The 24,582-nt window shown below is 67.7% G+C and carries 9 protein-coding genes; all 9 read right to left on the bottom strand.

The features are described from left to right. Window positions 1–212: 212 nt before the first annotated feature. The gene (locus R8Z57_RS13930) at window positions 213–6,200 is read right to left on the bottom strand and encodes a SpaA isopeptide-forming pilin-related protein (RefSeq protein ID WP_318354385.1); all 5,988 of its coding nucleotides are present in this window, start codon (window positions 6,198–6,200) and stop codon (window positions 213–215) included. A gap of 258 nt (window positions 6,201–6,458) precedes the next feature. Beyond that, window positions 6,459–16,415, bottom strand: a complete 9,957-nt coding sequence (locus R8Z57_RS13925; protein WP_318354384.1) for a VWA domain-containing protein — start codon at window positions 16,413–16,415, stop codon at window positions 6,459–6,461. 370 nt (window positions 16,416–16,785) lie between these two features. Next, window positions 16,786–17,001, bottom strand: a complete 216-nt coding sequence (locus R8Z57_RS13920) for an Rv0909 family putative TA system antitoxin (protein ID WP_318354383.1) — start codon at window positions 16,999–17,001, stop codon at window positions 16,786–16,788. Between the two features lie 152 nt (window positions 17,002–17,153). Next, the gene (locus R8Z57_RS13915) at window positions 17,154–17,654 is read right to left on the bottom strand and encodes a VanZ family protein (protein WP_318354382.1); all 501 of its coding nucleotides are present in this window, start codon (window positions 17,652–17,654) and stop codon (window positions 17,154–17,156) included. Continuing rightward, window positions 17,651–19,501: a DUF4012 domain-containing protein gene (locus tag R8Z57_RS13910; protein ID WP_318354381.1), complete on the bottom strand. Its 1,851-nt coding sequence runs from the start codon at window positions 19,499–19,501 to the stop codon at window positions 17,651–17,653. The genes R8Z57_RS13915 and R8Z57_RS13910 overlap by 4 nt, the downstream gene beginning before the upstream one ends. 47 nt (window positions 19,502–19,548) lie before the next feature. After that, window positions 19,549–20,988: a sugar transferase gene (locus R8Z57_RS13905; RefSeq protein WP_318354380.1), complete on the bottom strand. Its 1,440-nt coding sequence runs from the start codon at window positions 20,986–20,988 to the stop codon at window positions 19,549–19,551. 52 nt (window positions 20,989–21,040) lie between these two features. Further along, a complete protein-coding gene (locus R8Z57_RS13900; RefSeq protein WP_318354379.1) occupies window positions 21,041–22,147 on the bottom strand; it encodes an acyltransferase family protein in 1,107 nt (368 codons plus the stop codon). Between the two features lie 11 nt (window positions 22,148–22,158). Continuing rightward, a complete protein-coding gene (locus R8Z57_RS13895; protein WP_318354378.1) occupies window positions 22,159–22,755 on the bottom strand; it encodes a glycosyltransferase in 597 nt (198 codons plus the stop codon). Between the two features lie 508 nt (window positions 22,756–23,263). Beyond that, window positions 23,264–24,529, bottom strand: coding sequence for a hypothetical protein (locus R8Z57_RS13890; protein WP_318354377.1), 1,266 nt, complete (start codon window positions 24,527–24,529; stop codon window positions 23,264–23,266). Between the last annotated feature and the right edge of the window lie 53 nt (window positions 24,530–24,582).

Here is a 24,582-nt window from a genome sequence, read left to right as displayed (position 1 = left end):
AATCGCCCCCGCCGACCCACGGCGGCCTCACAGGAGACGGATGCCGGCGGCTGCGGCATCCGTCTTCCCTCTCGTCCCGCGAGCCGAACCGCGCGCACGACCGAGCCCCCTCGCCGGCGACGGCGAGGGGGCTCGTGGCCCCAGGATCGCAGGGCGATCCGGTTGGCGGTGGAGGAGAGCGGATCTTGGGGCCGTTCCGCTCTCCCCCACGATCAGACGGTGCCTCGGGCTTCTCCGCGGCGGCGCCGCGTCACCACGATCATCGTCGTGCCGGCGAGGAGCGCCAGCAGGCCGAGGATCACGAGCACCGGCGGGATGGACCCACCCGTGACGGGCAGCGCCGACAGCAGCACGGTGGCGTCGTCGGAGTCGCGGCCCGGGTCGTCCGGGTTACCGAAGGTGTGGTAATCGACGACCGCCACGTTGGTGATCGAGCTCGCCTTCGACGCCGGGTTCACCGTCGCCGAGAGCGTGATCGTCGGAGCAGCAGAGGCACCCTCGTTCGCACCCTGCGGCTGCAGGGGTCCGAAGAGCACGCACTCGAGCGCTCCGCCGTAACCCGACGCGTTCTGACCCGTCACCTCGCAGGACTGCCAGTTCGGGAACACGTTCGCGTCGCCCTTGCCGGTCCAGGTCACGTCCGTGATCTTGATGTCGGCCGGGATCGTGTCGGTGACGACCACGTTCTCGGCTGCGCTGTCGTCGCTCACGTTCGCCACAGCCAGGCTGTAGGTGAACGAGGCGCCGGGCTGCGTCTTGTCGACGCTGGCCGTCTTCTCGATCTGGACGTCGGAGTGGCGGGCGACGAAGCACTCGGGCGTCGCCGCCGGGTACTCCACCGCGAACACCAGCTCGGGGTTGACCTGGAAGGTCACGGTGGAGCCGAGGCGCCACGCGTAGTCGAGCTCGCTGTCATCCAGGATCAGACCGTTGAACACGTAGTCCGGCTGGTCCTCGGCCGAGATGATCTCGGTCGTGCCCGGGTAGTAATACTGCGTCGGGCTCGAACCGGGGACGATGTCGCTCGCGACGATGGGCCGCCAGCCCGGGTAGTCGATGCTCACGCCCGAGGGGGTGAACGCCGCTCCCGGCCAGTCGATCTCGTCGTTCCAGGTCGCCGTGCCGCCCGGCTGGGTGATCGCCACCTCCGCAGGGTCGGTCGTGGCGGTCCCGCTGTCGGGAGTCCACAGGAAGTTGATCTCCTCACCGAGGAGCGCCTGAGACTTGGTGATCGTCCACCCGAGGAGCGGGGCGTCGCCCACGCACCTGGTGTAGACGATCGCCGTGATCTCCCGCACCGGGATGTCGACAGTGTCGCAGTTGTTCTCCTCCACCTGGTCGCGCTCGGCTGCCACACATGCCGTGTTGGTCAGCTCCTCGAGCGGAGCGGGCGGCTGCTCGGCGCTGTCGCCCGGCTCGACCGGCGCGACCGGCGTGGCGGTGAGCTGCACCGTCAGCACGATCTCGGCCGAGGCTCCGACGGCCAGCGTCGGAACGCTGACGCTCAGCACGTTGTCACCGTCCACGAGGTCGGTGCCGTTGTCGTTCGTCCAGCCGTCCGGCAGCGTGACATCGACGACCTCGAGACGCTCGGGCACCTCGTCGGTGACGACGACGTCCTCTGCCGTGCGCGTGCCGTTGTTGGTCACGGTGAGCACGTAGTCGAACGTGTCGCCCGGCTCGACCGAACCGCCCTCGGGCAGGTCGGACGCCGTCTTCTCGATGTCGACGTCGTCGAAGTGCACCGTGCCGCACGCGTCATCGGTGTCGGACTCCTCGCCGACCGTGATGGTCGCCGAGTTGACGATGCCGATGCCGTCCTCCTCGTCGGGGCAGGCCTCCGACTCGGCGGGCACCGCGTCGACCGCGACGTGGACGACGACGGTGTAGATCGCGTCGTTCTGCGCCACGGCGTCATACGGCGCGAGCTCCTCACCGGTGGCGAGGTCGGCGGTCAGGCTCGTCTCGAGGTCGAACGACCCCGAGGTCGGGCCCGTCCACGCGGCGTCGAGGTAGGTGACGCCGTCAGCCGGCTCGTCGAGCGTGTCGGAGAGGTCGTACATGACCGGCACGAGCACGGAGTTGTTGTGCACCGTGATCTTGTAGGTCACGTCCCACGTCCCGTCGGGACGCTGCACCGAGCTCACGGCCGACTTGTCGAAGTCGAAGCCCTGGTCGAGGTGGGAGTTGACGATCACACAGGTGACGTCCTCTCCCTTGTTCAGACCAGCGAGATCGGCCGCCCCCGCGACACTGTTCGTCACGGCGATTGGCGTCTCCGCCTCGTTGAAGCACGCCCACTGACCGGCGGCGAACTCGTTCGATCCGGGGAACGCCGCCTTCAGCGCCTCGGAGAGGTGGAACGGCATGCCGGCAGGCACCGCGACGCGCGGAACGTCACCGCCGTTCAGGTTGGTCAGCACCGGGCCGAGCTCCGGCGCCGCGGTGAGCACCCAGTTGGTGTCGGAGACACCGGGAGCACCCGTCACGACCTTGGCGAGCGCCAGAGTGGGCTGCTCGGCCGTGTTGGTGAACTCGCACCAGACGCTCTCGTTCGGCATCGGGAAGGCGCCCTGACGCCCGTCGGCCGCGAAGATCTCGGTCTCGTCGCCCGTCGTGCACACCAGGGTGCTGGTGTAGTCGGATGCCGCGCCCTTGACCACCTTGATCAGCTCGCCCACGGTGACCTGGCTGCCGATGAGCGCCTGCTTCGAGATCGCGTTCTCGGTGTCGGTGAACGAGCCGACGGCGCCGTTCGACACCGAGGTGCCGGTCGTGGCGACGAGGCCCGAGATCGACAGGTCGGCAGAGTCTCCCGTCTGCCCGTTGACCCACGTCTTCACGAGGTGCACCGTGGCGGTGCGCGCCGTGTTGACGAAGAGGCAGCGGATCTTGCCGTCGGGGCTCGTCGCCGCGGTCACCGTGAGTGCGAACGCGCGCCCGGCGCCCTGACCCGACGTCTGACCGCCGCCGAGGCAGCTGTAGGACGAGTCATACTCACCGTTGCCGGTCACCGACTCCGCCATCGGCAGCACCGCGCCGATGCGCGCCTGCAGCTCGATGACGTTGGTCTCGTCGGTGAAGGTGGTGACGCCGCCGGTGATCTTCGACAGCTTGGTGAGGAGCGGTCCGAACTCGGGGCTGACCGAGAGCAGCGACTCGTCGTTCAGCAGGCCTCCGACCCAGCGCTTCTGCAGCAGGACACCGACCTTGACGGAGGTGTTCGTGAAGGTGCACTCCACGTTCACGCCCGGCGCCTCGAACCCGGGGATCGTGGTGGTCGATCCCTGCGTCGCGTAGCCGGTGCACACGTAGCTCGAGGAGTACGTGCCGCGGTTGCCCGTCAGCGACTCCGCGATGTTCACGTCGTCGCCCACGCGGACCGTCTGGACGACCACGTCGGAGTCGGTCTCGTTGACGATGAGCTGGCCGAGGGTACCCGCGGTCGAGGGCTTGGTCTCGCCGTTCAGCGAGATCTGCGCGGTGTCACCGCCGAACGCGTCGACCCACGTCTTGTGGACCTTCACCTCGATGGTCTTCGCCGTGTTGACGATGGTGCACTCGACGCTCCCGGTGACCGTGAGCTGCCCGATGTTCTCACCGTTGCCGCTCTGGCCGTTGGTGCACGACCAGGTCGAGGTGTAGTCGCCCTGGTTGTCGCCGTCGAGCTCCTCGGAGAGGCTCACCTTGTCGCCGATACGGACGCTCACCTGCGCGGTCTGCGGCGACGTGCCGTTGCCCTCGGGAGCCTCCGCGGCCGCCGAAGCGGTCCCGGCGCCCGTGATCGACAGGTGCGCGATGTCGTCCTCGAAGGCGTTCACCCACTGCTTCTTCAGGGTGACGGTCGCCTTCTGGGCCGCGTTCGTGAACGTGCAGACCACGTTGGCATCCGGCATCCGCTCCAGCGTGTACGCCTTGTCGCCGCCCGTGAGCGTCTGCGTCGGCGTGCACGAGAACGTCGTGCCGTACGACGCGCCGCTGGGCGTCGTCAGCTGCTCGCCGAAGTTCACCGTCTCGCCGACCCGCACGGTCGCCGTGGCGACGTTCGTGTCGTCGAGCTGCGAACCCGCCGCACCGGTGGCGACGCTCGTCGCGCCGTCCGCGTCACCCGTCAGCGAGAGCTTGGCCGAGTCGCCCTGGAAGGCGTCGACCCACTTCTTCTGCAGGGTGACGGTGGTGGTCTTGGCCGTGTTGGTGAACGTGCAGGCCACCGGCGTCGCCGAGGCCGGCCACTGCGGCACCGTGATCGATCCGCTGGTGCCCTGGTTGTCGCTGATCGGCAGCGCGCCGCACGACAGCGACGACGTGTAGGACCCGCGGTTCTGCCCGTTCAGCACCTCGAGGAGATCCAGCTCGGAGCCTGGGGCGACCTGCACCTGGATCACCGGACCGTTCACGGGAGCGGTGGAGGTGGCCGCGGCCTGCCCGTCGCCGCCGATCGAGATGTCGGCCTTGTCACCGTCGAACGCGTTCACCCAGTTCTTCGTGAGGGTGACCGTCGCGTACGGGATGTTGATGAAGTCGTTCTCGATGGTGGCACTGGCAGCCCCGTCCTTGATCTCGAAGGTGCGGGGGGTCGCGTCGAGCACGTAGCCGGACGGCGCCGCGGTCTCGACGACCGAGTACGTACCGGTAGGCAGCCCCGTCACCGTGAGCTGACCGGCGGCCGGGTTGGTGTCACGCCCGGCGTTGTCCGTCACCGTGATGGGATTCGAATCGAGGTCCCACGGTGCGTTCGCGGCGTCGCCGCCGGTTGCGGTGATCCGGAAAGTCGCGCCACCCAGGAGCGGGTTGCCCGCCGCCGCGCTGCGCTTCTCCCACGAGACTGCACCGAGCGGGTCGATGAAGACGAGGCTGGCCGTCTGGCCCGTGACGACGTTGACCGGCTGGCTTGCGGGAGTCGGAAGCAGGTAGCCGGGGGGAGCGTCGATCTCGGTCACCGTGTAAGCACCCGGCTTGACCGTGCCGGAGAGGGTGATCGTGCCACCGACGCCGGTGGTCACGTCGAGGTAGGGGTCGTTAGTGGTCGGGCTCGGCGAGATCCGGAAGGTTGCTCCCTGGAGTCCGGCGCCGGCCTCGTTCTTCTTGGTGATCGCGAGGCTGCCGCAGGTGGAGGGCGGCGTGATGGTCAGCGGACCCGCCCACGCCTGGATGTTGCCGCCGAGCTCGTTGTTGTTGCCCGTGAACGAGCGGATGTAGACGGCCGATCCGAGCGTCGGCGGGCAGCCCGGCTTGACGTTCGCCAGCAGCGCGAGGTTGAGGCCGACCTCGACGAACGTCCCGTCCTCGCTGGTCACGCCGGCGAAGCTTCCCGCCGGGAAGTTGCTCGTGACACAGGTGCCGGGGTAGTTGGCCAGGCTCGTGTAGGTGCATGCACCGCGGAGGATGGTGCCGTTGTTGCCGCTCTGGTCGAGGTAGAAGACGGTGCCACCCTGCGAACGGTCGGGCTGAGGCACGTTGCCGATGCCCCCCGTGCGCGTCGGCGCCTTGGTGATCTCGATGATGAAGCCCGACGAACCGGTGCCACTCTCACGGTCCCACGCGGCGAACAGAATGGGGTCGCCGTTGACGAGGGTGGACCACGCCTGTCCGTTCAAGATGGTGGAGTGCTGCGCGGGGTTGCCCGCCGCGTACCAGGTCGCCGGGTCGCTGATGTCGTTGTCGGTCTTGTACGGACCGTGGCCGTTCGTCGATGCGTCGGGAACCGAGTCCCAGTCGTTGCCACCGCAGTTGGCGGGCCGGTCGCCGTCGATCTCGAAGCCGTAGAACAGCGGCGTACACGCCAGCGCTACGACGTCCTCCTCCGCGTTCGGCGCGGCGAGCGCAGCGAACGGGGCCGCCTCGACCTCGTCCGGCGTCGTCGCTTCTGGCGTCGTCGCCTCCGGGGCCGCAGGGGCCGGCTCGACCGGCGCCGGCTCGACCGCGGCGGGCGGGGCCGCGGGCTCTTCCGCAGCAGGCGGGGTCGCGGCATCCGTCGCCTGCGTGGTCGCCTGCTCCGTCGTCGTGGTGGGGTCGGTCACCTCCTCGGCCACCGCCGGGGACATCCCCGAGAACACGAGCGAGCTGGCGACGACCGCCGCGAGCCCTCCCACATACCAGCGCCTCTGGAGTGCGAGTCTGCGCTCCTGAGTCCGCTCCTGACGCATGCGACGGCGCAGACCCTCAATGTTCGAGGCGCGCACGAAAGTACGACGAAACATCTCTTCACCCTTGTCATCACGACGCAGGGTGCCCCAAGTCGGAGCCCCTCCCAGCACGCGACGACTCGGAATCGATGTTCCCCAGAACCCGGGAATCCCAAATTTCCCGAAGTTCGGCTATCTCCCCAAACACGAGCCGACACGTGTTCCCACGGGTAAAGGTAGGGCCGGCGACCATCGCCGTCAAGTGCCGGACTCGAAAGAACCCCGTCGGGGCACGAAAAAGGGGCGGATGCCGAAGCACCCGCCCCCGTTTCGTCAGAGCGTCGGCCGAGCCTCACCGCGGCGGCGACGGGTCACGACCAGAGCCGTCACGCCCGCCAGCAGCGCCAGGAAGCCGAGCATCAGCAGCGGCAGGACCGGCCCGCTGCCCGTCGCAGGCAGCGCCGACAGCAGCACGGTGGCGTCGTCGGAGTCACGGCCCGGATCCTCAGGATTGCCGAACGTGTGGTAGTCGACCACCGCGACGTTGGTGACCGTGTTCGCCGTCGAGGACGGGTTCACCGTCGCCGACAGGGTGATCCGCGGAGCCGTGGACGCGCCGCCGTTGTCGGAGCCGATCGGCTGCAGGGGTCCGAACAGCACGCACCTCAACGTGCCGCCGTAGCCCTCGCCGTTCTGCCCCGTGACCTCGCACGACTGCCAGTTCGGGAACGCGTCGGCATCGCCCTTACCCGGCCAGTTCACCGCGGTGATCCGGATGTCGGCAGGGATCGTGTCGGTCACCACCACGCCCTCGGCCGCCGAGTCGCTGCTCACGTTGGCCACGTCGAGCGTGTAGCTGAACGACTTGCCGGGCTCGGTGCGCTGCACGCTGGCCGCCTTGTCGATCTGCACCTCGGTGTGACGCGCCACGAAGCACTCGGGCGTCGCCGGCGGGTACGCGGTCGAGAACTGCAGCTCCGGGTTCACCGTGAACGTGATGTCGGTGACACCGCGCCAGGCGAAATCGAGCTCGCTCGGGTCGAGGATCAGGCCGTTGAAGACGTAGTCCGCCTGCTGGGCCGGCGTCATCACGACGTCCGTGCCGGGCAGGTAGTACTGCGTCGGGCTCGAGCCCGCGACGATGTCGGAACCCTCGATCGCGCGCCAGCCGGGGTAGTCGATCGAGACGCTCGACGGCGGCGGCGTGAACACCGCACCGGGCCACGCGATCTCGTCGCTCCAGGTCGTCGAGCCACCCGGCTGGGTGATCGCGACCTGCGCGGGCGAGGTCTGCGGCGTGACGTCGGCGTTGTTCGGCTTCCAGAGGAAGTCGATCGGCTCGCTCACCAGCGACTGCGACTTGGTCACGGTCCACCCGAGGAACGGTGCGTCGTTCACGCATCGCGTGTACACGAGCGCGACCAGGTCGCGCACGGGCACTTCGGCCGAGTCGCAGTTGTTCTCCTCGACGCCGTCGCGCTCGGTCGCGACGCACGCGGTGTTCTCGAGCAGGTCGATCGCCTCCGGGTTCTCGGGAAGGCCGTCCTCGCCGACCACCTGCGGGAGACCCTCGATGTCGGGCGTCTCCGGGTTGCCGTCGTGGTCGTAGAGGACGGGCTCCTGCTCGTAGGGCAGGAACTCCACCTCGATGGTGATCACCGCCGACTCCCCGACGCCGAGCGAGTCGAGCGTGAGGTCGACGACGTCGTTGGACTGGTCTCCCCCGTTCTCGGTCCACCCGGGCGCCGTGTGCCAGGCGACCTCCGCGGGCGACACGCTGAGCCCGAGGATGTCGAGGCGATCGTTCAGGTCGTCGTCCGTGACCCGCACGTCGGTCGTCGGGCGCGTGCCGTGGTTGGTGACCGTCAGCTCGTAGCTGAACGTGTCGCCCGGCTCGACGGACTCCTGACCTTCGCCGAGGACCGCGGTCTTCTCGATCCCGACGTCGTCGAAGTGCACGACCTGGCAGCCCTCGTCGTCGGCCGTGTAGTCACCGGACGTGATCGTCCCGACATTCGGGATCAGGATGCCGGAGCCCTCGGTCTCGTCGCACACCTCGGGCTCGCCGGCCGGCGGCCCCGTGACCGCGACCGTCGCGAACACCCGGTAGGTGTGCACGCCGTTCTCGGGCGTGAGCTCGCCCCCGTCGACGACCGTCCAGGTGCCCGAGCCGTTCCACGACGGCGTCGTGGGCCCGGGGGTTCCCTCGCCCGCCGCCTCGGCGGACCAGTCACCGTCCAGCTCGACACCGGCGGGAAGCGCCGGCGCGTCGGTCAGGTCGTACGCGACCGACTCGGGAAGCGGGTCGGCGTCGGACTCCGGGTAGCTCACGGTGACGTAGTACTCGATGTCCCACGTGCCGTCGCCGTTGTCGGTGGTCGCCCCGCCGTGCTTCTCGATCTCGGGGAACACCGGCTCGGAGCAGTCCGCGACCGGGGTCTCGACTCCCCCCGAGCTGAGCAGCGCGGTGTTGAGGAACCCGCCGGCAGCCGGCACCTCTCCCCGCACGCACTCGGTGGTCTCGCCCTCGATCGCGTCGGCCGTCACGCTCGCCACGACACGCACCACGTAGGTGTGGGTCTCCCCCGCGTCGATGGTCTTGTCGGTCGCGAGCTGCGCCGGGTCGTCCGGACCCGTGAAGTCGCCCTCCGACTCGCCCGTCCACGACGCGCTGCCGATGTTGATGTCGCCGCCGAACTCCAGCTGGTCGACGAGGTCGTACTCCGCCGACCGGCCGTTCGGGTTCAGCGGACCCTCCGCCGCCAGCTCGACGTCGATCTGGTAGACGATGATCCAGTCGCCCGTCTCCGGGTTCTGGGTCGTCGACGTCACCGTCTTCGTCGGCACCGGGTACACCCGGTCCTCGACGGGGAGGCAGTGCTCGCCCGGGATCTCGATCTCACCGATCGACAGCAGCGCCGTGTTGAAGAAGCCGGTGCCCTCACCGTCGCACGCCGCGAGATCGGGATCGAACGTGTCGGTGATGTCGACCAGCCACGCGACCGTGTAGACATGCGGCTCATCGGTGGCGCCGAGCGGTACGTCGGTCACGAAGTCCGCGCCCGCCGTCACCGGGATCACCGGTCCGGCCGGATCGATGTCGGTGCGCTGCGCGGCGCCCGAGATCACGCTGATCCCGTCCGCGAACTCCGGCGTGTCCGACAGCGAGTAGAACGTGTCGAACCCGCTCCCGGTGACCCGCAGCTCGTAGGTCACGAGCCACTTCGTGGCGTCGTCCTCGTCCTGCGATGCCGAGACGCCGACCTTCTCGAACGTCGGCAGCTCAGGCTCGGTGCACGCGTCGTCGGTGATCGGCTCGCCGTTCACCGTGACCGTCGCCGTGTTGAGGAAACCGCCGGCCCCGGGCGTCTCGCCCTCCTGGCACGCCAGCGTCTCGCCGTCCCAGGCGTCGGCATCGACGGTCGCGTGGACGGTCACCGTGTAGGTGTCCTCGCCCGCGCCGTCGCCGAGCGGCGCCAGCACCTGGTCGGTGGCCAGCGTGGCGCTCCACGCCGGGCCCTCGAAGGTTCCGGGTCCGTTCGGACCGATCCACGAGGCATCCGCGATGTCGATGTCGCCACCGAACTGCAGGGCGTCCTCGAGGCTGTACACGGCGGCCAGCTCGTCCGACGTGTTCGTGACGACCACGTCGTACGTGATCTCCCACGTGCCGTCCGCCAGCTGCTTCGTGCCGGTCACCGACTTGTCGATGTCGACGGCCGGGCGCTCGACCAGCGCACACGCGGCGGCATCGTTTCCACCGATGCCGTTAGTGACCGCGGTGCGGTTCCAGAGTGCGCTGTCGGCGTTCTCGCAGTCGAGCAGAGCGTCGGGGACGGATGCCGCCAGCATGACGGTCCGCGTGAGCGTGAAGGTGTGCGTGGCCCCGTGCGGGATGTTGCCCGTCGCGAGGTCGGGCACGCCCGCACCGTTCCACAGCGGGTTCACCACGGCCGTGCCGCCGCCCTGCAGGGTCGGGGTGAGCACCTGCCACGCGCCGCCGGTCGCTCCCGCCGGGAGCGGCTGCGGGGTGTCCTTCGCCGAGTACCAGAGCGGGAGGCCGCTCGTGTTCGTGACCGACACCGCGTAGCGCAGCGTCCACTCGCCCGTCACCGGGTTCTGGATCGACGGCAGCGCGATCTTGTTGACGGCGGGCTTCACGGGGATGCCGCAGCCGCTGTCGCTGTCGGTGCCGCCCGGGAACGAGACCGTCGCCACGTTGAAGAAGCCGCCGCCCTGGTCGGTGCACCGCAGGCCCGAGGCCGGGACCGGGTCGACCGTGGACTTGGCCGTCACCAGGTAGGTGTACGTGTGCGCCGCTTCGCCGGTGGCGTTCGCCCCGATCGGCACGTCCGTGGTGTCGGGCGAGCCCACCCAGCCCTGCGTGAGGATCTGGAAGCTGCCGTCGAACTGCGGCGTGTCGGTGAGGGTGTAGACGCTCGGCAGCGGGTTCGGGTTCGACACCGTCACCGTGTACGCGATCGTCCACACGCCGCCCTCGCCCTGCGACACGACGCCGTTGGACTTCGCGACCTCGACGGGCACGGGCAGCACCTCGATGCAGTCCTCTGCCGAGTCCTCGAACACGCCGTTCGTGACGACCGTCGTGTTCCAGATGCCGTTGTTCTCGGCCGGGCTCTCGCCGCACGCCAGCACGTCGGGGTCGACGCCCGTCGTGAGGGTCACGCCCGCCGTGACGGTGTAGGTGTGCGTCGCGTCGTCCGCGATCGTGCCGGTCGCCAACTGAGGCTGCGTGTCGCCGTCCCAGCCCGGGGTGAGCGTTGCGGCACCCCCGTCGGCCGGGTCGATGACCGGGCCGGAGACCGCCCACGCCGTGGTCAGGTTCACGCCGGTCGGGACGGCCCACGGCTCGTCGTCCAGCGTGTAGGCGAGCGTCATGCCGCTGGTGTTCTCCACCACCACGGTGTACGACAGCAGCCACGAGCCCCCAGGTCCGGGCGACGGAGCGGCGGCCGTCTTGGTCACCTTCGGCGCGCCGGGCTCGGCGCAGGCGTCGTCGCTGTCGGTCCCGCCCGGGAACGCGACCGCGGCGACGTTGTGGAAGGCGCCGCCCTGCCCGGGCTCGCACTCCAGCTGCGGCTCGTCGGCTTCGGGGTCGAAGGTCGCCAGCACGCGGTACACGTAGGTGTGCGTTCCGTCAGCGGTGCCCTTGAGCCCGATCGGCGTGTTCGCGGCCGGTGCAGCGACCTCGACCCCGTGGTCGGCGGGATCGCGCCACGTGCCCGGTCCGGCGGCGGTGAAGCCGTCGCCGAGGTCAGGCGTGTCGGTCAGGGTGTAGACCGTCGCGGTCGTCGCGCTGGTGTTCTGCACCTCGATCGCGTAGTCGATCTGCCACGTGCCGTCGGCCAGCTGCGTCACGACGCCGTCGGCCTTGAACACCTCGACGGGCGGCTGCACGATGCTGACGCAGCCGGTGTCGTCCTTCACGATCTGACCCGACGTGACCGTGGCCTTGTTACGGAGACCGCCCTGAGCCGTGCAGTCGCCGATCGGCGTCGCCGACGTCGACGGCACCAGGGTGCCGGTCACCGTGTACGAGTAGCTCGTGTCGGCCGGCAGTGTTCCCTGCCAGATGGTCGCAGAACCGGGTGCGTACGGCGATGCCGCGGGCTCCGGGGCGTCGCCGACCGGGGTCACGGTCCACTCGTTCGCGGCGAGCGTCCAGCCGGCGGGCGCCGCCGGGAAGGCGTCGCTCAGCGTCGCCTGCACGGCCGTCGTGTCGCTGGGGTTGCCCACGGTGACCGTGTACTCCACGTTCCACGAGGCATCCGCGTTCTGCGACGCCGGGTTGGTCCCCTTCTTGTCGATCGTCGGGAACACCGGCTGCGCGCAGTCCTGCACCGTCGTCGGCGTGCCGTCGACCGTGAGCGTGGCGCTGTTGAGGAAGGCGCGCTTCGACTGCGTCGACGTGCAGACCGAGGTGTCGGCACCCGCGGCGGAGGCCGCGACGTCCGCGATCACCGTCACGGTGTAGACGTGCGTCGCCAGCGGCTGGGCGGCGTCGGTCTGCGGCGCGAGCGACACGTCGGTCGCGAGCGTGGCGGTGCCGGCGGCCGCGAACACGTCGCCCGTCCCGTTCGGCCCGGTCCATGCGGCGGATGTGGCACTGATGCCCGCGCCGAGCTGCAGAGCGTCGCTCAGCGAGTAGAACAGCGTCGAGGTGCGCGACTTGTTCGTGACGGTGATGTCGTAGACGATCCGCCACTTGCCCGCGTCGGGGCCGGTCGCGATCTGCTCCGGGGAGCCGGCGCTGACCTTCTTGACGATGCCGCCCTCGGCGGGCACGGCGGTGTTCGTGATCTCACAGGTCACGTTCTTGCCGACCACCGGGACGACGACGTCGTCATCGACAGGGAAGGCGACCCTGGGGCTGCTTCCGGTGAGGTAGCAGCTCCAGTCGCCGGCGGTGTAGCCCGACACGTTCTCGCTCTCGGAGAGGACATATTCCTTTCCGGGCATGACCGCGCCGGAGGCCGCTCCCTGACCGGTGACGGACGGCTGTCCGGCCGATGCGGCGGTCAGCGTCCACAGCTCGGGCGTCGCCGAACCGGTGCCGTTCTTGTTGTCGACGAGCTTCACCAGGTTCAGTGTCGGCTTGATGGCGCGGTTCGTGAACGTGCAGGTGACGCTCGTGCCGTTCGGAACCGTGACGGTCTTCAGGTCCATCGACGTCTGCCCGGTCGAGCACACCAGGTTGGTCCACTCGTAGCCGGTGAGCTGGTTGACCTCCGCGAGCGTGTAGACGCCGGCGGGCACGGTCTTCGTCTCGTTGTGGTTGAACGACAGCGTCGCATCGGCGCCGCGCTTGGCGGTGAGCTTCTGGTTCCAGTCGCTCGGCGCCGCGGTTCCGCCGTTGCTCGTGTCGACCGACTTGAGCAGGGTCAGCTTGCCCGGCTGGTCGTCGTTGCGGAACGTGCAGGTGACGTTCTCGCCCGGCGTCAGGGTCAGCGTCGGGTCGCCCTTGCTCGTGTCATGCCCGTTCGTGCATGAAAGGCTCGCCCAGTCGTAGCCGGCGTTCGAGCTCTCCGACAGGGTGTAGACAGCGCCGGCTGCCACCGCACCGGAGGTGCCCGTCGGGCCGCTCAGGCCCGGCCCGTCCTCGGTCGTCGCGGTCAGCGTCCAGGCCGTGTTGGGCGTGGTGCCGCCGTCGTTGTTCGTCACCTCCTTCACGAGCGTGAGCCGGGGTGCGATGTCGTCGTTGACGATCCGGTAGGTCGCCGTCCCGGCCGCCGGGACGCTCACGTCCCATCCCGAGACATCGACCCAGGTGCCGCCCACGAGCTGCTGCAGGGTGACCTTCTCGTATCCGGTCGGCCCGGTCTCGGAGATCGTGTACACGTGGTTCGGCCGCACCTGGACGGTGTTGGCCGCACTCGCGGTCTCGGAGCCGTCGACGGTCGTCGCCGTCAGGCCGCTCAGTGCCGCGGGGGTCGCGGTGAGGTCCCAGGCGGAGGCGCTCTGCGACCCTCCGTCGTCGTTCACCACGTGCTTGAGCACGACGAGGCTCGCCGTCTGGTTGACGGCCTCGCAGTCGACGTGCTGCCCGAGCTGCACCTCGACCCAGCCGTTCAGTCCGCCGGCGCCTTCGCTGCCACGGGTGCCGTCGGCGTTGAGGATGTAGCAGTGCCACGAGCCGGTCGATCCCGCCACCGGGGTCGCGTTCGGCGCGACCTCCTGGGTGTACCGCGCGTCACCCGCGCCCTCGCTCAGCACGTAGCGCGCGCCGGGCGTGACATTGGTGAGCGACGTCGCGGGGCCGCCGCCGGTCGGACCGGTCAGCGCGCCGCCCGGACCCGTGCCCTTCAGCGTCCAGAGCGTCGGCAAGGCGTTCCCGCCCTCGACCTTCTTGCTCAGCTTCAGCTTGGTGGTGCACGTCACGGTGTTCGTGATCGTGACGACGTTCGGGTTCGGCGACGCCGTCATGGTGTGGTTGCCGGTGCCGCTCGCGCTGTTCGTGCAGAACGGGGGCAGGCCCGTCACGGTCTCACCGATCGCCACGGTCGAGCCCACGTTGTACGTGTACTCGGTGCCGAAGACGGCGCCCGGGTTGCCGGTCAGCGAGAGAGCCGCCGATCCGAACGGGCGCGCCGGGTCGTCGTTGTCGTACGGGGTGCCGTTGATCACCCACTTCTTGACGACCTTGAGCTTCACCTGCGGGTCGGGTGCCTGGTTGTACACCGTGCAGGTCACGATGCGCCCACCGGTGGCGTTGGCGGTGAAGCCGAGGGATCCGGCATCCGTCACCGTCACGTTCTGGCCGAGATCGTTCTTGCAGACCGCGTTCTTGCCGCCCTGCTTGAGCAGGGTGTAGCCCGCGCGGTTCTCTTCGGTGATGGTGACGCCGGCGCTCTGACCCGAGGGCAGGCCCGACACCTTGAAGCTGATGGCGCCCGAGGCGTTGGTCGACCCGCTGCCCGGCGTGACCGGGTTGCCGCTCGTGGCCGAGAAGCCCCAGTTGGCCGTCGGGGTCGCGTTGGCGATCGTGCCGCCGGAGGGCACCACCATCTTGGTGACGTTGATCGTGCTGTCGCACTGGCCCTTGGCGAGGTTCTGCAGGAAGCCGGCGAGCGCCGAGTAGTTGGCGACGAGGTAGTAGTCGCTGTTGATCGCCGGACCCGAGATGGCCTTGATGTTCGCCTCGGCGCTGCCGACACCGATGCCGACGGGAACCACGCGCGTGCCGAGGTTCTTGACGGCGTTGGCCGAGAACACCGAGGTCTCGACCTCGCGGAAGCGCGAGTAGTTGCCCGGGCCGTCGGCGCTCGGGCCGTAGACCGTCGGGGTGCCGTCCGTGAGCATCAGCAGGACGTCCACCTTGTTGGCGGCGTCGTTCGCAACCTGCCAGAGGCCCTGGTCCCAGTTGGTCGCACCGGCGTCACCGCCGGGCTGCGTGAGCCCGTTGATCTTGTTCTTCACCGTGGTCGCGCCGGCGGGCGTCGACACGGAGGTCAGGTTGAGCTTGCCGTTCGCGCCGCCGCTCGCCGGAGCGCTGGTGGCGAAGGTCCACAGCGCGAGCGACGACGGCGTGCCCTGCAGAGCGTCGACGAAGCCGTTGGCCGCGCTCTTCAGCTGGCCGAGCTCGGTGCTGTCGATCGAGTTCGAGAGGTCGATGAGAAGACCGACGCGGATGCCGCAGGCCTGGAGTGCCGTCGGATTCTGCAGGACGTTCGCCCAGTAGCCCGACGACGTAGTGGCGCCGCCGCCCGTGCCGACCTTCGGGTACGTCGTGTTCGAGCCCGAGGTGACGGTGTCGGTGCGGAAGCGGTACGGCGTGTTGGCGTCGTCGGCGTAGAGCTGGTCGATGCTGCTCCAGCCGGCGGGCGCCGACTTCTCGACGATCCAGTACTGCGCACCCGGAGGCGCCGGGACGGAGCACTGCCCGTTGGCGGCCGTGACACAGCTGCCGATGAGGTTCGCGGGGTTCGTGTCGGGCGTGGTGCTGCTGCCGCCCTTGAAGACCTCGAACGTCGCGCCCTGGAGGCCCGCGACCGTCTGGGCGCCCGTGCGCAGGCCGCCCTTCTGGATCGTGATCGTGCCGGGTGCGGGCAGGACGTTCTCGAACTCGCCGAAGTTGAAGGTCTGGCCGCTCCAGCTGCCGCTGCTGTTGCTGTCGCGCCAGGCGTCGTCGAACTGGTAGCCCGCAGGAGCAGCGGCCTGGGCGACGCGGTAGCGCGTGTTGTTCGCGATGCTCCGGTCGTCGAGCTGCTTCACGAGGAACTCGCCGGCGTTCGGGTCGAGGTCGTAGCCGGTACACGGGGCGGTGGTGCAGTCGGCCACGTCGGTCAGGCTGCCGCTGCTCCAGCCTCCGCCGAATCCTCCGCTGCGCGCCTGCACCTCGAAGGTGGTGCCGGCGACGAGGTTGCCGCCGCCGTCGACCGCGGTCCAGTAGATGTACGGCGGCACGCCGCCGTCGGGTCCCGCCGCGAGCAGCGAGATCCCGGCGTCGGGCGCCGCGAGCCGCGACGCCGACTGGTCGTCGGTGGCGGCATCCGCCTCAGTTCCCTCTGCGGGAGCCGGCTGCTCGGTGTCGGGCGCGGGCGCGGGTGCGGGCGCAGGGTCGGCCGGCGCAGGAGCGGGCTCGGCCGGCGCAGGTGCGGGCTCGGCCGGGGTCTCTTCGACCGGCGCGATCCGCTCCGCAGGCGGCGTCGTCTCCACCGGCGTCTCGTCGGCGGGCGGGTTCGCCTCAGTCGACGACTGCTCGACGGGTGGCGCCACCACCTCGGCGACCGCGGGCGTCACGCCCGTGAAGATGAGCGCGCCAGACAGCACCGTCGCGATCCCACCGGCGTACCACCGGTGCCTCATCGTCAGCTTGCGGTCGCGCTCCCGAGCCGCCCGCAGCCTGCGGCGGACTCCCGCGCGCGCCGAACCGTCATTTCCCCAGTGCCCAGACATCAAGGTTTCCCCTTCTCGCTGATGTCAGCTCGAGGGGACCCCGAATTCCCGGTCAGGCTCCCCAAGTGTGCAGTCCGGCAAAACTCCCCAGTTGCGCCGGCCACACGTAGCCCACGGTCAAGCTAGCGGCGATTCGCGAGCGCCGTCAAGCACGGCTTGTCACGGGCAGGTCACGATCGCCTCAGGAAACGCCGAAGCGGCCCGGGTCTCCCCGGGCCGCTTCGAAGTGCGGTTCTACCTGCGGTTACTCGTTGCCGACGGCCTTGTCGACGCTGTCGCGGACGCCGTCCACGTGCTGATCGATGCTGTCGGGAGCGACCTTCTTGACGAACTCCGCGGCCGCGTCGAGCACGTTGTCGCTGACCCCTTCGGCCTGCTCGGACTTCAGCGCGTCGTTGATCTGGTCCTTGTTCTGCTCGAGGAATTCCTTGCCCTGGTTGACGAGGTCGTCGATACCCATGTCCGCTCCTTCTGGCTCCCCCGGCGGGGGCGTTCGACGCCCATTCTGGCGCGCGGCGGGTGGCGTGCAACACCCCGCCCGCGTCTGTTTGGGCCGCCGCTCGGTCGCGTCGACGGATGACGGATGCCGCCGGCATCCGTTCTGCGCCATGCTCAGGCGGGTGTGGAGCCGCGCACCTGCGCCTCGTGTCGCGCGATCACCTGCTCGTCGCGCGCCTTGACGATGGCGCGGATGACGACGGCGATGAGCACCCCGATGGTAGAGCCGATGGAGTTGGCGATCACGTCCTGAACGGTCGAGACCCGCTCGTCGAGGACGTAGCGCTGTGCGAGCTCGATGGCGGCCGAGAGAGCCGGGCCGAGCAGCAGTGCGATCGGCCACCACCGGAGCGGGATCATCAGACCGAAGAGGAACCCGACGGGGATGAAGAGCAGGATGTTGGCGAACGACTCGATGAAGTCGTAGTCGATGAACGTCGGCACTCCGCGCTCGTGTAGTTCGGCGATCGCGCGCTCGAGCAGCCCTTGCACGGGCGCGTCGATCGGGCTCGGCCAGAACACCACGAACGCGAGGAAGATCCCGTACCCGAGCGCCATCATCACGATGATGGCGTGACGCGGCCCGCTGGTGGACGGCAGGCGCCCGCCGCTCACTCGGCCGCCGGAAAGAGCGCGGCGCACGACGCGTCGACCGTCACCGGGGTCTGCGTCACCGTGGGCGAGTAACGCACCTCGAGCGGACCGAGCGGCCCCTCCGGCAGTGCTGCGGTGAACGACACGGTCTTCGACTCGCCCATCTCGAGGAGCATCGTGCGGCTGGCGAGCGGATGCCCCTTCTCGACGCCGTCGCGGTTCCACCGCTTGATGTCGCCATCGGCCGGGTCGATCGAGGTGATGGTCGATCCCGGCGGGGCAACGGAGAGCACGTCGAGGATCATCGTCGTGCGCGGCAGACCCAGCGAGTTGTTCCGCCAGGCGAGGGTGTACCCGCTCAGGTCGTTGCCTGGGACGGTCGAGTTCATGGTGAGCGACGTGGTCACCGTGCGGGCGGTGGGGTCGCACGTCACGTTCATCGATGTCGAGAGGTAGTACTCCAGCTTGCTGTACGAGGCGTCGTTCAGGTACATGCCGATCTGCGTCGCCTCGACGTTGTCGGCGGGCAGGGCACCGTCGACGTTGAACTCCGTCACGATCGCGTTCTCGTCTTCGCGCGGGAACCAGGCGTAGATTCGCTGCTCCTCGACCGAGCGCATCACCTGGTCGATCATGGCGGTGGGGCTCCAGGAGCCGCTGGCGATCTTGTCGAAGACGCGCGAGGAGACGTCCGCGAAGTACGCGTCAGCGGCGAGGCCGTTGGTGCCGAAGCGCTCGTACGTGTCGCTGAGCAGCAGCTTCACTGCGTTCTCGGCGTTGATCTCCGAGCCGTCCTCGAGCGGCACGGGACCGGTGGCTGCCAGCATGTACGACAGCGCGACCGGGTCGATGGAGATCACGCCGTCGAGCTGCGTGTCATTGGTCTGCGTCCACAGCTGGGAGAACATCGACGCCGTCGTGGGGAAGTCCGGCGTGCGGGTGAAGTTCTGCGCGTTCCGGGTGAAGTCGGCCTCGTAGAGCTCGAGCGTCTCATCGGGGAGGTCGGACCTGAGTCGGCCATTGACGCCTGCGAGGTAGAAGTCCTCGACCGTCTCGTCCTCGACCTTCTGGATCTTGCCGGCGTCGGTGTGTATTACCGTCGAGGTCGCCGCATTTCCACCGGTCGCGCGGATCTCGGCGTTGTTCTGGAAGACGACGAGGTAGTTGCGCGGACCCTCGGAGCCCGCCATGCGCAGAGCGATCGGCAGGAGCTGCTCGGCCGTGTCGAGCAGCGGGCCTGCCTGGTCGACCACGGAGATGAGCTGGCCGACAGCATCGTCGACGACCGGGAGAAGCGCTGCGCGGTCGATGCCTGCGATCTTCGTCTGCGCCTCGGCGAGGACGCCCTTGACTTGCGGAAGCGTCAGCTGCGCCTGCTGGAACGGCGCGAGGTTGATGCCGCCGCCTTCGACCTTTAGCTTGTCGGGCGACATGATGCCCAGGAGCTCGATGCCCGAGGGCAGCGCGTCGCGGACGATGATATGAGTGGCTTCGGTGGCGCTCTTGACCGCCGCGACGTTCGCGCCGACGAAGGGAACGGCGGAAGCCATGTCCCACAGGGGACCCTGGACGGTCTCGTTCGCCTGCGCAGTGAGCTCGAGCGTCTCTGTGCCGATGGCTTGCATCTGCGCGGCATCGCCGATCTTGTACGCCTCAGTCAGCGAGCCCAGCTTCGCCTTAGCGAGCATGAGGTCGTCGCGGACCTCCAGCGCCTGCAGACCGAAGATCCCGCCGACGGCCGCAATGCCGCCGAGAACGACGAATGTGCCTACGACAACCCAGGGCCAGCGCCGACGCCGCCGCGGGGGCGGCGCGTGATTGCCGGCGCGACCGTGGCGGTAGCGACCGGAGCGAGGCTTGGGAGACACCAGAGGATGCTATCGGCCAGGGCCTGTGATCGTGCCGAGAAGCGCGGTCAGTGGGCGGTTTCGCCGGGAGCGATGACCGCCTTGATCGTGCGGAACAGGATCTGGATGTCTTGGGTGAACGACCAGTTCTCGACGTAGTAGAGGTCGAGGCGGATGGCATCGTCCCACGAGAGCTTGGAGCGCCCGCTGACCTGCCAGAGGCCGCTCATCCCCGGCTTGACCAGGAGTCGTCGGTGCGCGTCATCGTCGTAGAGTGCGACTTCAGCTGCGCGCTGAGGGCGAGGCCCAACGAGACTCATCTGGCCGAGGAAGACGTTGAAGAGCTGCGGCAGTTCGTCGATCGAGTGCTTGCGAATGAAGCGGCCGACCTTCGTGATGCGGGGGTCGTTCGTGACTTTGAACAGTGGCTGGTCGGTGGTGCCCTGGACGTCGAGGAGGCTGGCGAGCTGATCGTCGGCGTTGGCCACCATCGAGCGGAACTTGATCATGCCGAACTCGCGGCCGCGCCGACCGATGCGCGTCTGGTGATAGAAGAGTGGCCCCGGGCCGTCCACCCGAATCGCGATGGCCGTCGCCAGAAGGATCGGCGAGAAGACCAGGATCATGAGCGAGGAGCCGACGATGTCGAAGGTGCGTTTGGCGACCCGCTTGTAGCCCTCGAGCTTGGGGAAGTCGACGTGCACGAGCGGAAGGCCGGCAACCGGCCGAGCATGGATACGGGGACCGGCGACGTCGGTGAGTGCAGGTGCGACGACCCAGTCCACATCGCGGTCCGCCATCTCCCAGCCGATCCGCCGCATGGCCTTCGGGTCGAGGGCGTCCGCCGAGGAGACGATCATCGTGTCGGCGCCGAGGGCCTCTACAGCCGTCGTTGCGGATGCGAGACCGCCGACGACGGGAACGCCCGCTATGTACTCGTTCTCCCCCGGCGCCGTCGTCACCGCCCCGACGATCAGGATGCCCGAGTCCGGCGCCTGCTGGATCTGGCGGATGATGTGCGCGACCTTTGCAGGCTCGCCGAGCACCACGGCCCGGTAGACGTAATGGCCCTTGCGCTGGAATCGCCGAAGCCACTGCCTCCACAACCATCGCGACGCGAGGAGAGCCGCCAGGCCAAACGGAAGGGCGATCGCGAAGAGCGACCGCGCGACGTCCATCTGGAGGAAGAAGGCAAGAGCGACGAGGAACGCGAAGACCGCGAGCGTCGCATTCACGAGACGCTGGTACTCGGTGCTCCCGTGACCGACGATATGGCGGTCCCGAGTGTCGATCACATCTAAGCCGATCAGCCATACGAAGGCGACGACAATCAGCAACGCCCAGTAGGGGATGTTGAATGGCCCCGGCCACGCGACAAGTTGCGAAAGTTCGTCGAGAGCCAGCAATGAGTAGGTCGCAAACGTCAGGGCGATCACCGCCGCATCCGAGTAGAAGAGTCTGCTTGCGTAGCGTCGGGGCCAATCGATATCCCGAACGATGTTGATCATTCCTGCTCCACTCAGCTTGCTGCGCCACGGACCGGGATAGCGTCTACTATCGTCACGCTTTGACTCCATCCATCAGCCGATTCTTCACCACAGATGGAATGTCGAAGAGGACTCGACCCCATGACGATCGCTGCAAAGCTGTAGCGACAATTATGGAAACAGCGACGATGGCGATCGATGCGATCAAGGGTGCAATCAGTCGCAGCGGTGCGTTGTCGATCGTTTCGTTCGAAAGCAGGCGTGTCAGGAGCAAAATCCCCCAGATGATGGGCAGGTGAAGCACATAGACGGCAAGCGTCCGCTGCCCGACGTATTGAAGCAATCTCGTCAGTGGCTTCACGTAGCAGAGGGCCGCCACTCCACTGATTCCGACCGCGATGGCCGACAGGTCCCTCGCGATGTATGCGATCAACCATTCATAGCTCAGGTAGTCGAGCGTCGGAAACAGCCGCGTCACCCAAACAAATATCATAATCGCGATGGGAATCTTCCACCACAAAGATCCCGAAGCCAGACTTATCATAATCGGCCGCAGATAGACGCCGACTGCGAAGAACAGCATGTAGTAAAGACCGCGCCCCATAAGCGCCACCGACGGTGGGAAATCGTAAGCGAGCGCCCACATCGAAACTCCCACCAGCGCGATCATTATCAGCGCCGGCGAGATTCGACGCAAGGTTGTCAATAGGGCGACATTAACTGCGAGAAAGAATATAAACCAGAGCGGTGTATCAGGTCGGACTAGCTGAGACAAGTACGCGCGGGGCGAGGAGATCGAGTACGGAAGAGGCTGGGCGACGACGACCGAAATGACCGCATAAACGGTTAGCCAGACCGCATATAGGTAGTACGAGTTCGCGACTCGTACCAGATTTCTGCGGTCGCTCCAACCGTTGCGGACCCGCGAGGAAACCAGGAGCCCTGACAGAGCAAACAACAAAGGCATGCGAAAGGCCAGCATCACATCGGTGATGGCGAGCCACCCGCCCAGATCCTTTGAATAGCGATCCGCGGTTGGCCCATACACCCAGATCCAAAAGTGCATCAGCACGATGCCGACTACGCAAAGCGCGCGCGCGGCATCGACCCATGGAAGCCTTGACGGCGGATGCTTAACCGCTCGCTGCAGCGCCCCTCGCACTTCCGGCTCAGGAAACACGGACCATCACCTCAACTTCCCAAGTACAAGGCGTGTAAAGAATCGGCGGCGCGCTGCCAATCCCAGGCATAGCTGGGAGCGCCGGGACCTACAGACGTCGAGGCAGCGGCCGTGGCCGTGTCAACTAGCTGATCGAGGTCGAAGTCCGGAGTGTACGTGACGTGATCGGGCAGCCACTCCTCTGAGTTCCCGTTCGGCAGCGAAACCACCCGCGTCCCGAGGTGCGCTGCTTCGAGGTCAACGAGGCTTTGCACTTCGACCCAGGACGCGTTGACAAGCACCCGAGACTGCCCCATGAGCCGTAGCACTTCGTCATGACTTATGGAGCCTCGATAGTCGACCGTGGGCGAAGACTCGGCCAGATTCAAGAACTGCTGAGCATAAGTCGACCGCTCGTCTCCGAGCGAGCCGGCGAACACGATTCGCGCGTCTTTCGATGCCGCCGCTTGCGCGAGCTCTAGCGACCGTTTGCGCGGCTCGATGCGACCCACCGTTATCATGCTGATTGGCCGCTTGCTCCACTCCCACATGTCGGCGACATCCGACAGCCCGGGCTTCCCGTTCGGGATGATGCGGGCATTCTCTCCCCGCCAGCCGGTGTCGACCATGAGGTCTCGTTGCTCCCCGGAGGCGAGTACTGCAACGGCCGAACAGCGGTCGAGAGAGCGTCCTACTCGTGCCCACAGTTTAGGGACTTGGGCAATAGCGCGAACGGAGTTCGCCGCTGACGCCATCGACTCGCGCCGTGAAGGCGATGACTTGGCTCCGCGCACGCCGGATGCAAGCCATTCACGCATGGCCTCCGGGGCGATCCGGTCGACGAGTGATCTAAGGCCACGCCCTCGCTCAGCCAACCTCATTCTTCTCGTACGTGGCAACGAATGATGAATCGGAGACACGACTATTCGCCGATCGCCCGCGAGCTCAACCGTCCTCAGGAAATCGAACGGCCTATCCACGTTGACGTAATGGACAACGGCATCCGGTCTCAGCGTCATCGCTGGATGGAACGCGACGACTTTCAGGTCTGCTCTGCCCGCAAGATGCTGCTCGTACTGACGAACCTGGTGCACGTCGCCACCGAACTTGATGTCGGCATCCGATCGGACGACAACGTCAACCCTGATCACTTGTACTCCTCGGACTCAAGGCGGCATCACGGAGAGGGCGTTCGATGCGAGCGAATGCCGCGAGGAACCAGAACAGCACCATCGGTCGCAGGGCGAACATCAGGTCGATGGTGGTTGACCCCACGACGAGCGTGGCCAGGACTGCTACGAGCCACACCCCAGCGCCGCGAACTGACTGGTAGAACCACGCTATCCAGGCGATCAGGCCCACCAACCCGAACTCGACCAGTATTCGCAGGATCGTGCCGTCGACCGACGGGCCCGCGAACGACGGCCCCAGACCGAACACCCATGCGAGCGGCGTTGCCGCCATAGCGGCCAGCAGCAGCTGCCAGCGGAAGAAGCGCACAACATTGCTGACGTCTTCGATGCTGGCTCCTGTTAGCACGGTGTCGATGCGATCGAACGCGACATGCGAGTACGCGTCTGATGTCGTCAGAATTGGCGCGGCGTGCGAGAAGCGTTGTGCGTCGACCCATGCGTTTACAAGGCTTGTGTCAGTGAGCCGTTCGATGACTGGCCTGCCGAGCCACGCAGCCAAGAGGACGGTGAGCACGAAAATGCCTGCAAGGGTCGACACGAAAACCGCTCGCCGACGCCAGAGCCTTGCCAGCGACCTGGAAATTGTTCCCCAAGCGCTGAGCAGGATAATGGCGATGCCGAGTGCCACTGCTGCGAGCGATATCCGGGACTGCGAAAGGATGATGCCGACGAGGGCTATCGCCGCCAAAGCGTAGCTTCGCCGGTAGAGCCAGAAGCAAACCAGCATCGCGCACATCGCACCCAGTTCGTACGGCCCAGCGGTCAGCCCTGCGGCGCGTTCGTATGTGAACTTCGAGAACCCGATAGGCACGCCAAGCACCTGCAGGGCGCCGACTGTCACTTGTAGGCACGTCACTACTGCGAGCGTGACGACCACGCGCCGCGAGCGTCCCTCGCTGCGCTTGAGGCAAAGCAAGACCGCGGGGAGGACGACCCAATACTCGATCGGCCGCGCCACATACAGCAGGCCCGCCAGTGCGTCGATGCGACCCGCGGCGACTGCGATCACGGCGCTGAGAATGCCGACGGTAACGACTGCACCCGTAGCCACGAGCATTCTCAGTCCCACGACTGCTTTGACGCGCTTCCACCCGTGCACCGCGGCGAGCACGAGTAGCGCGAAGAGCAGGAGGTCCTCCAGCCGAATGGACGAACTCGCGATGGACAACAGTTCAATGCGAGGTCCCGCCAATAGCCAGGCTGTCGTCACGAGGACAAAGCCGTCCACAGACAACCACCCCCGCCCATACCGATCGGTCCAGC

The sequence above is a fragment of the Microbacterium sp. M3 genome (assembly GCF_033548675.1).
Taxonomy (GTDB): Bacteria; Actinomycetota; Actinomycetes; order Actinomycetales; family Microbacteriaceae; genus Microbacterium; species Microbacterium arthrosphaerae.
Note: the sequence above shows the minus strand (reverse complement) of the source record. Positions and strands in the feature narration are given on the sequence as shown.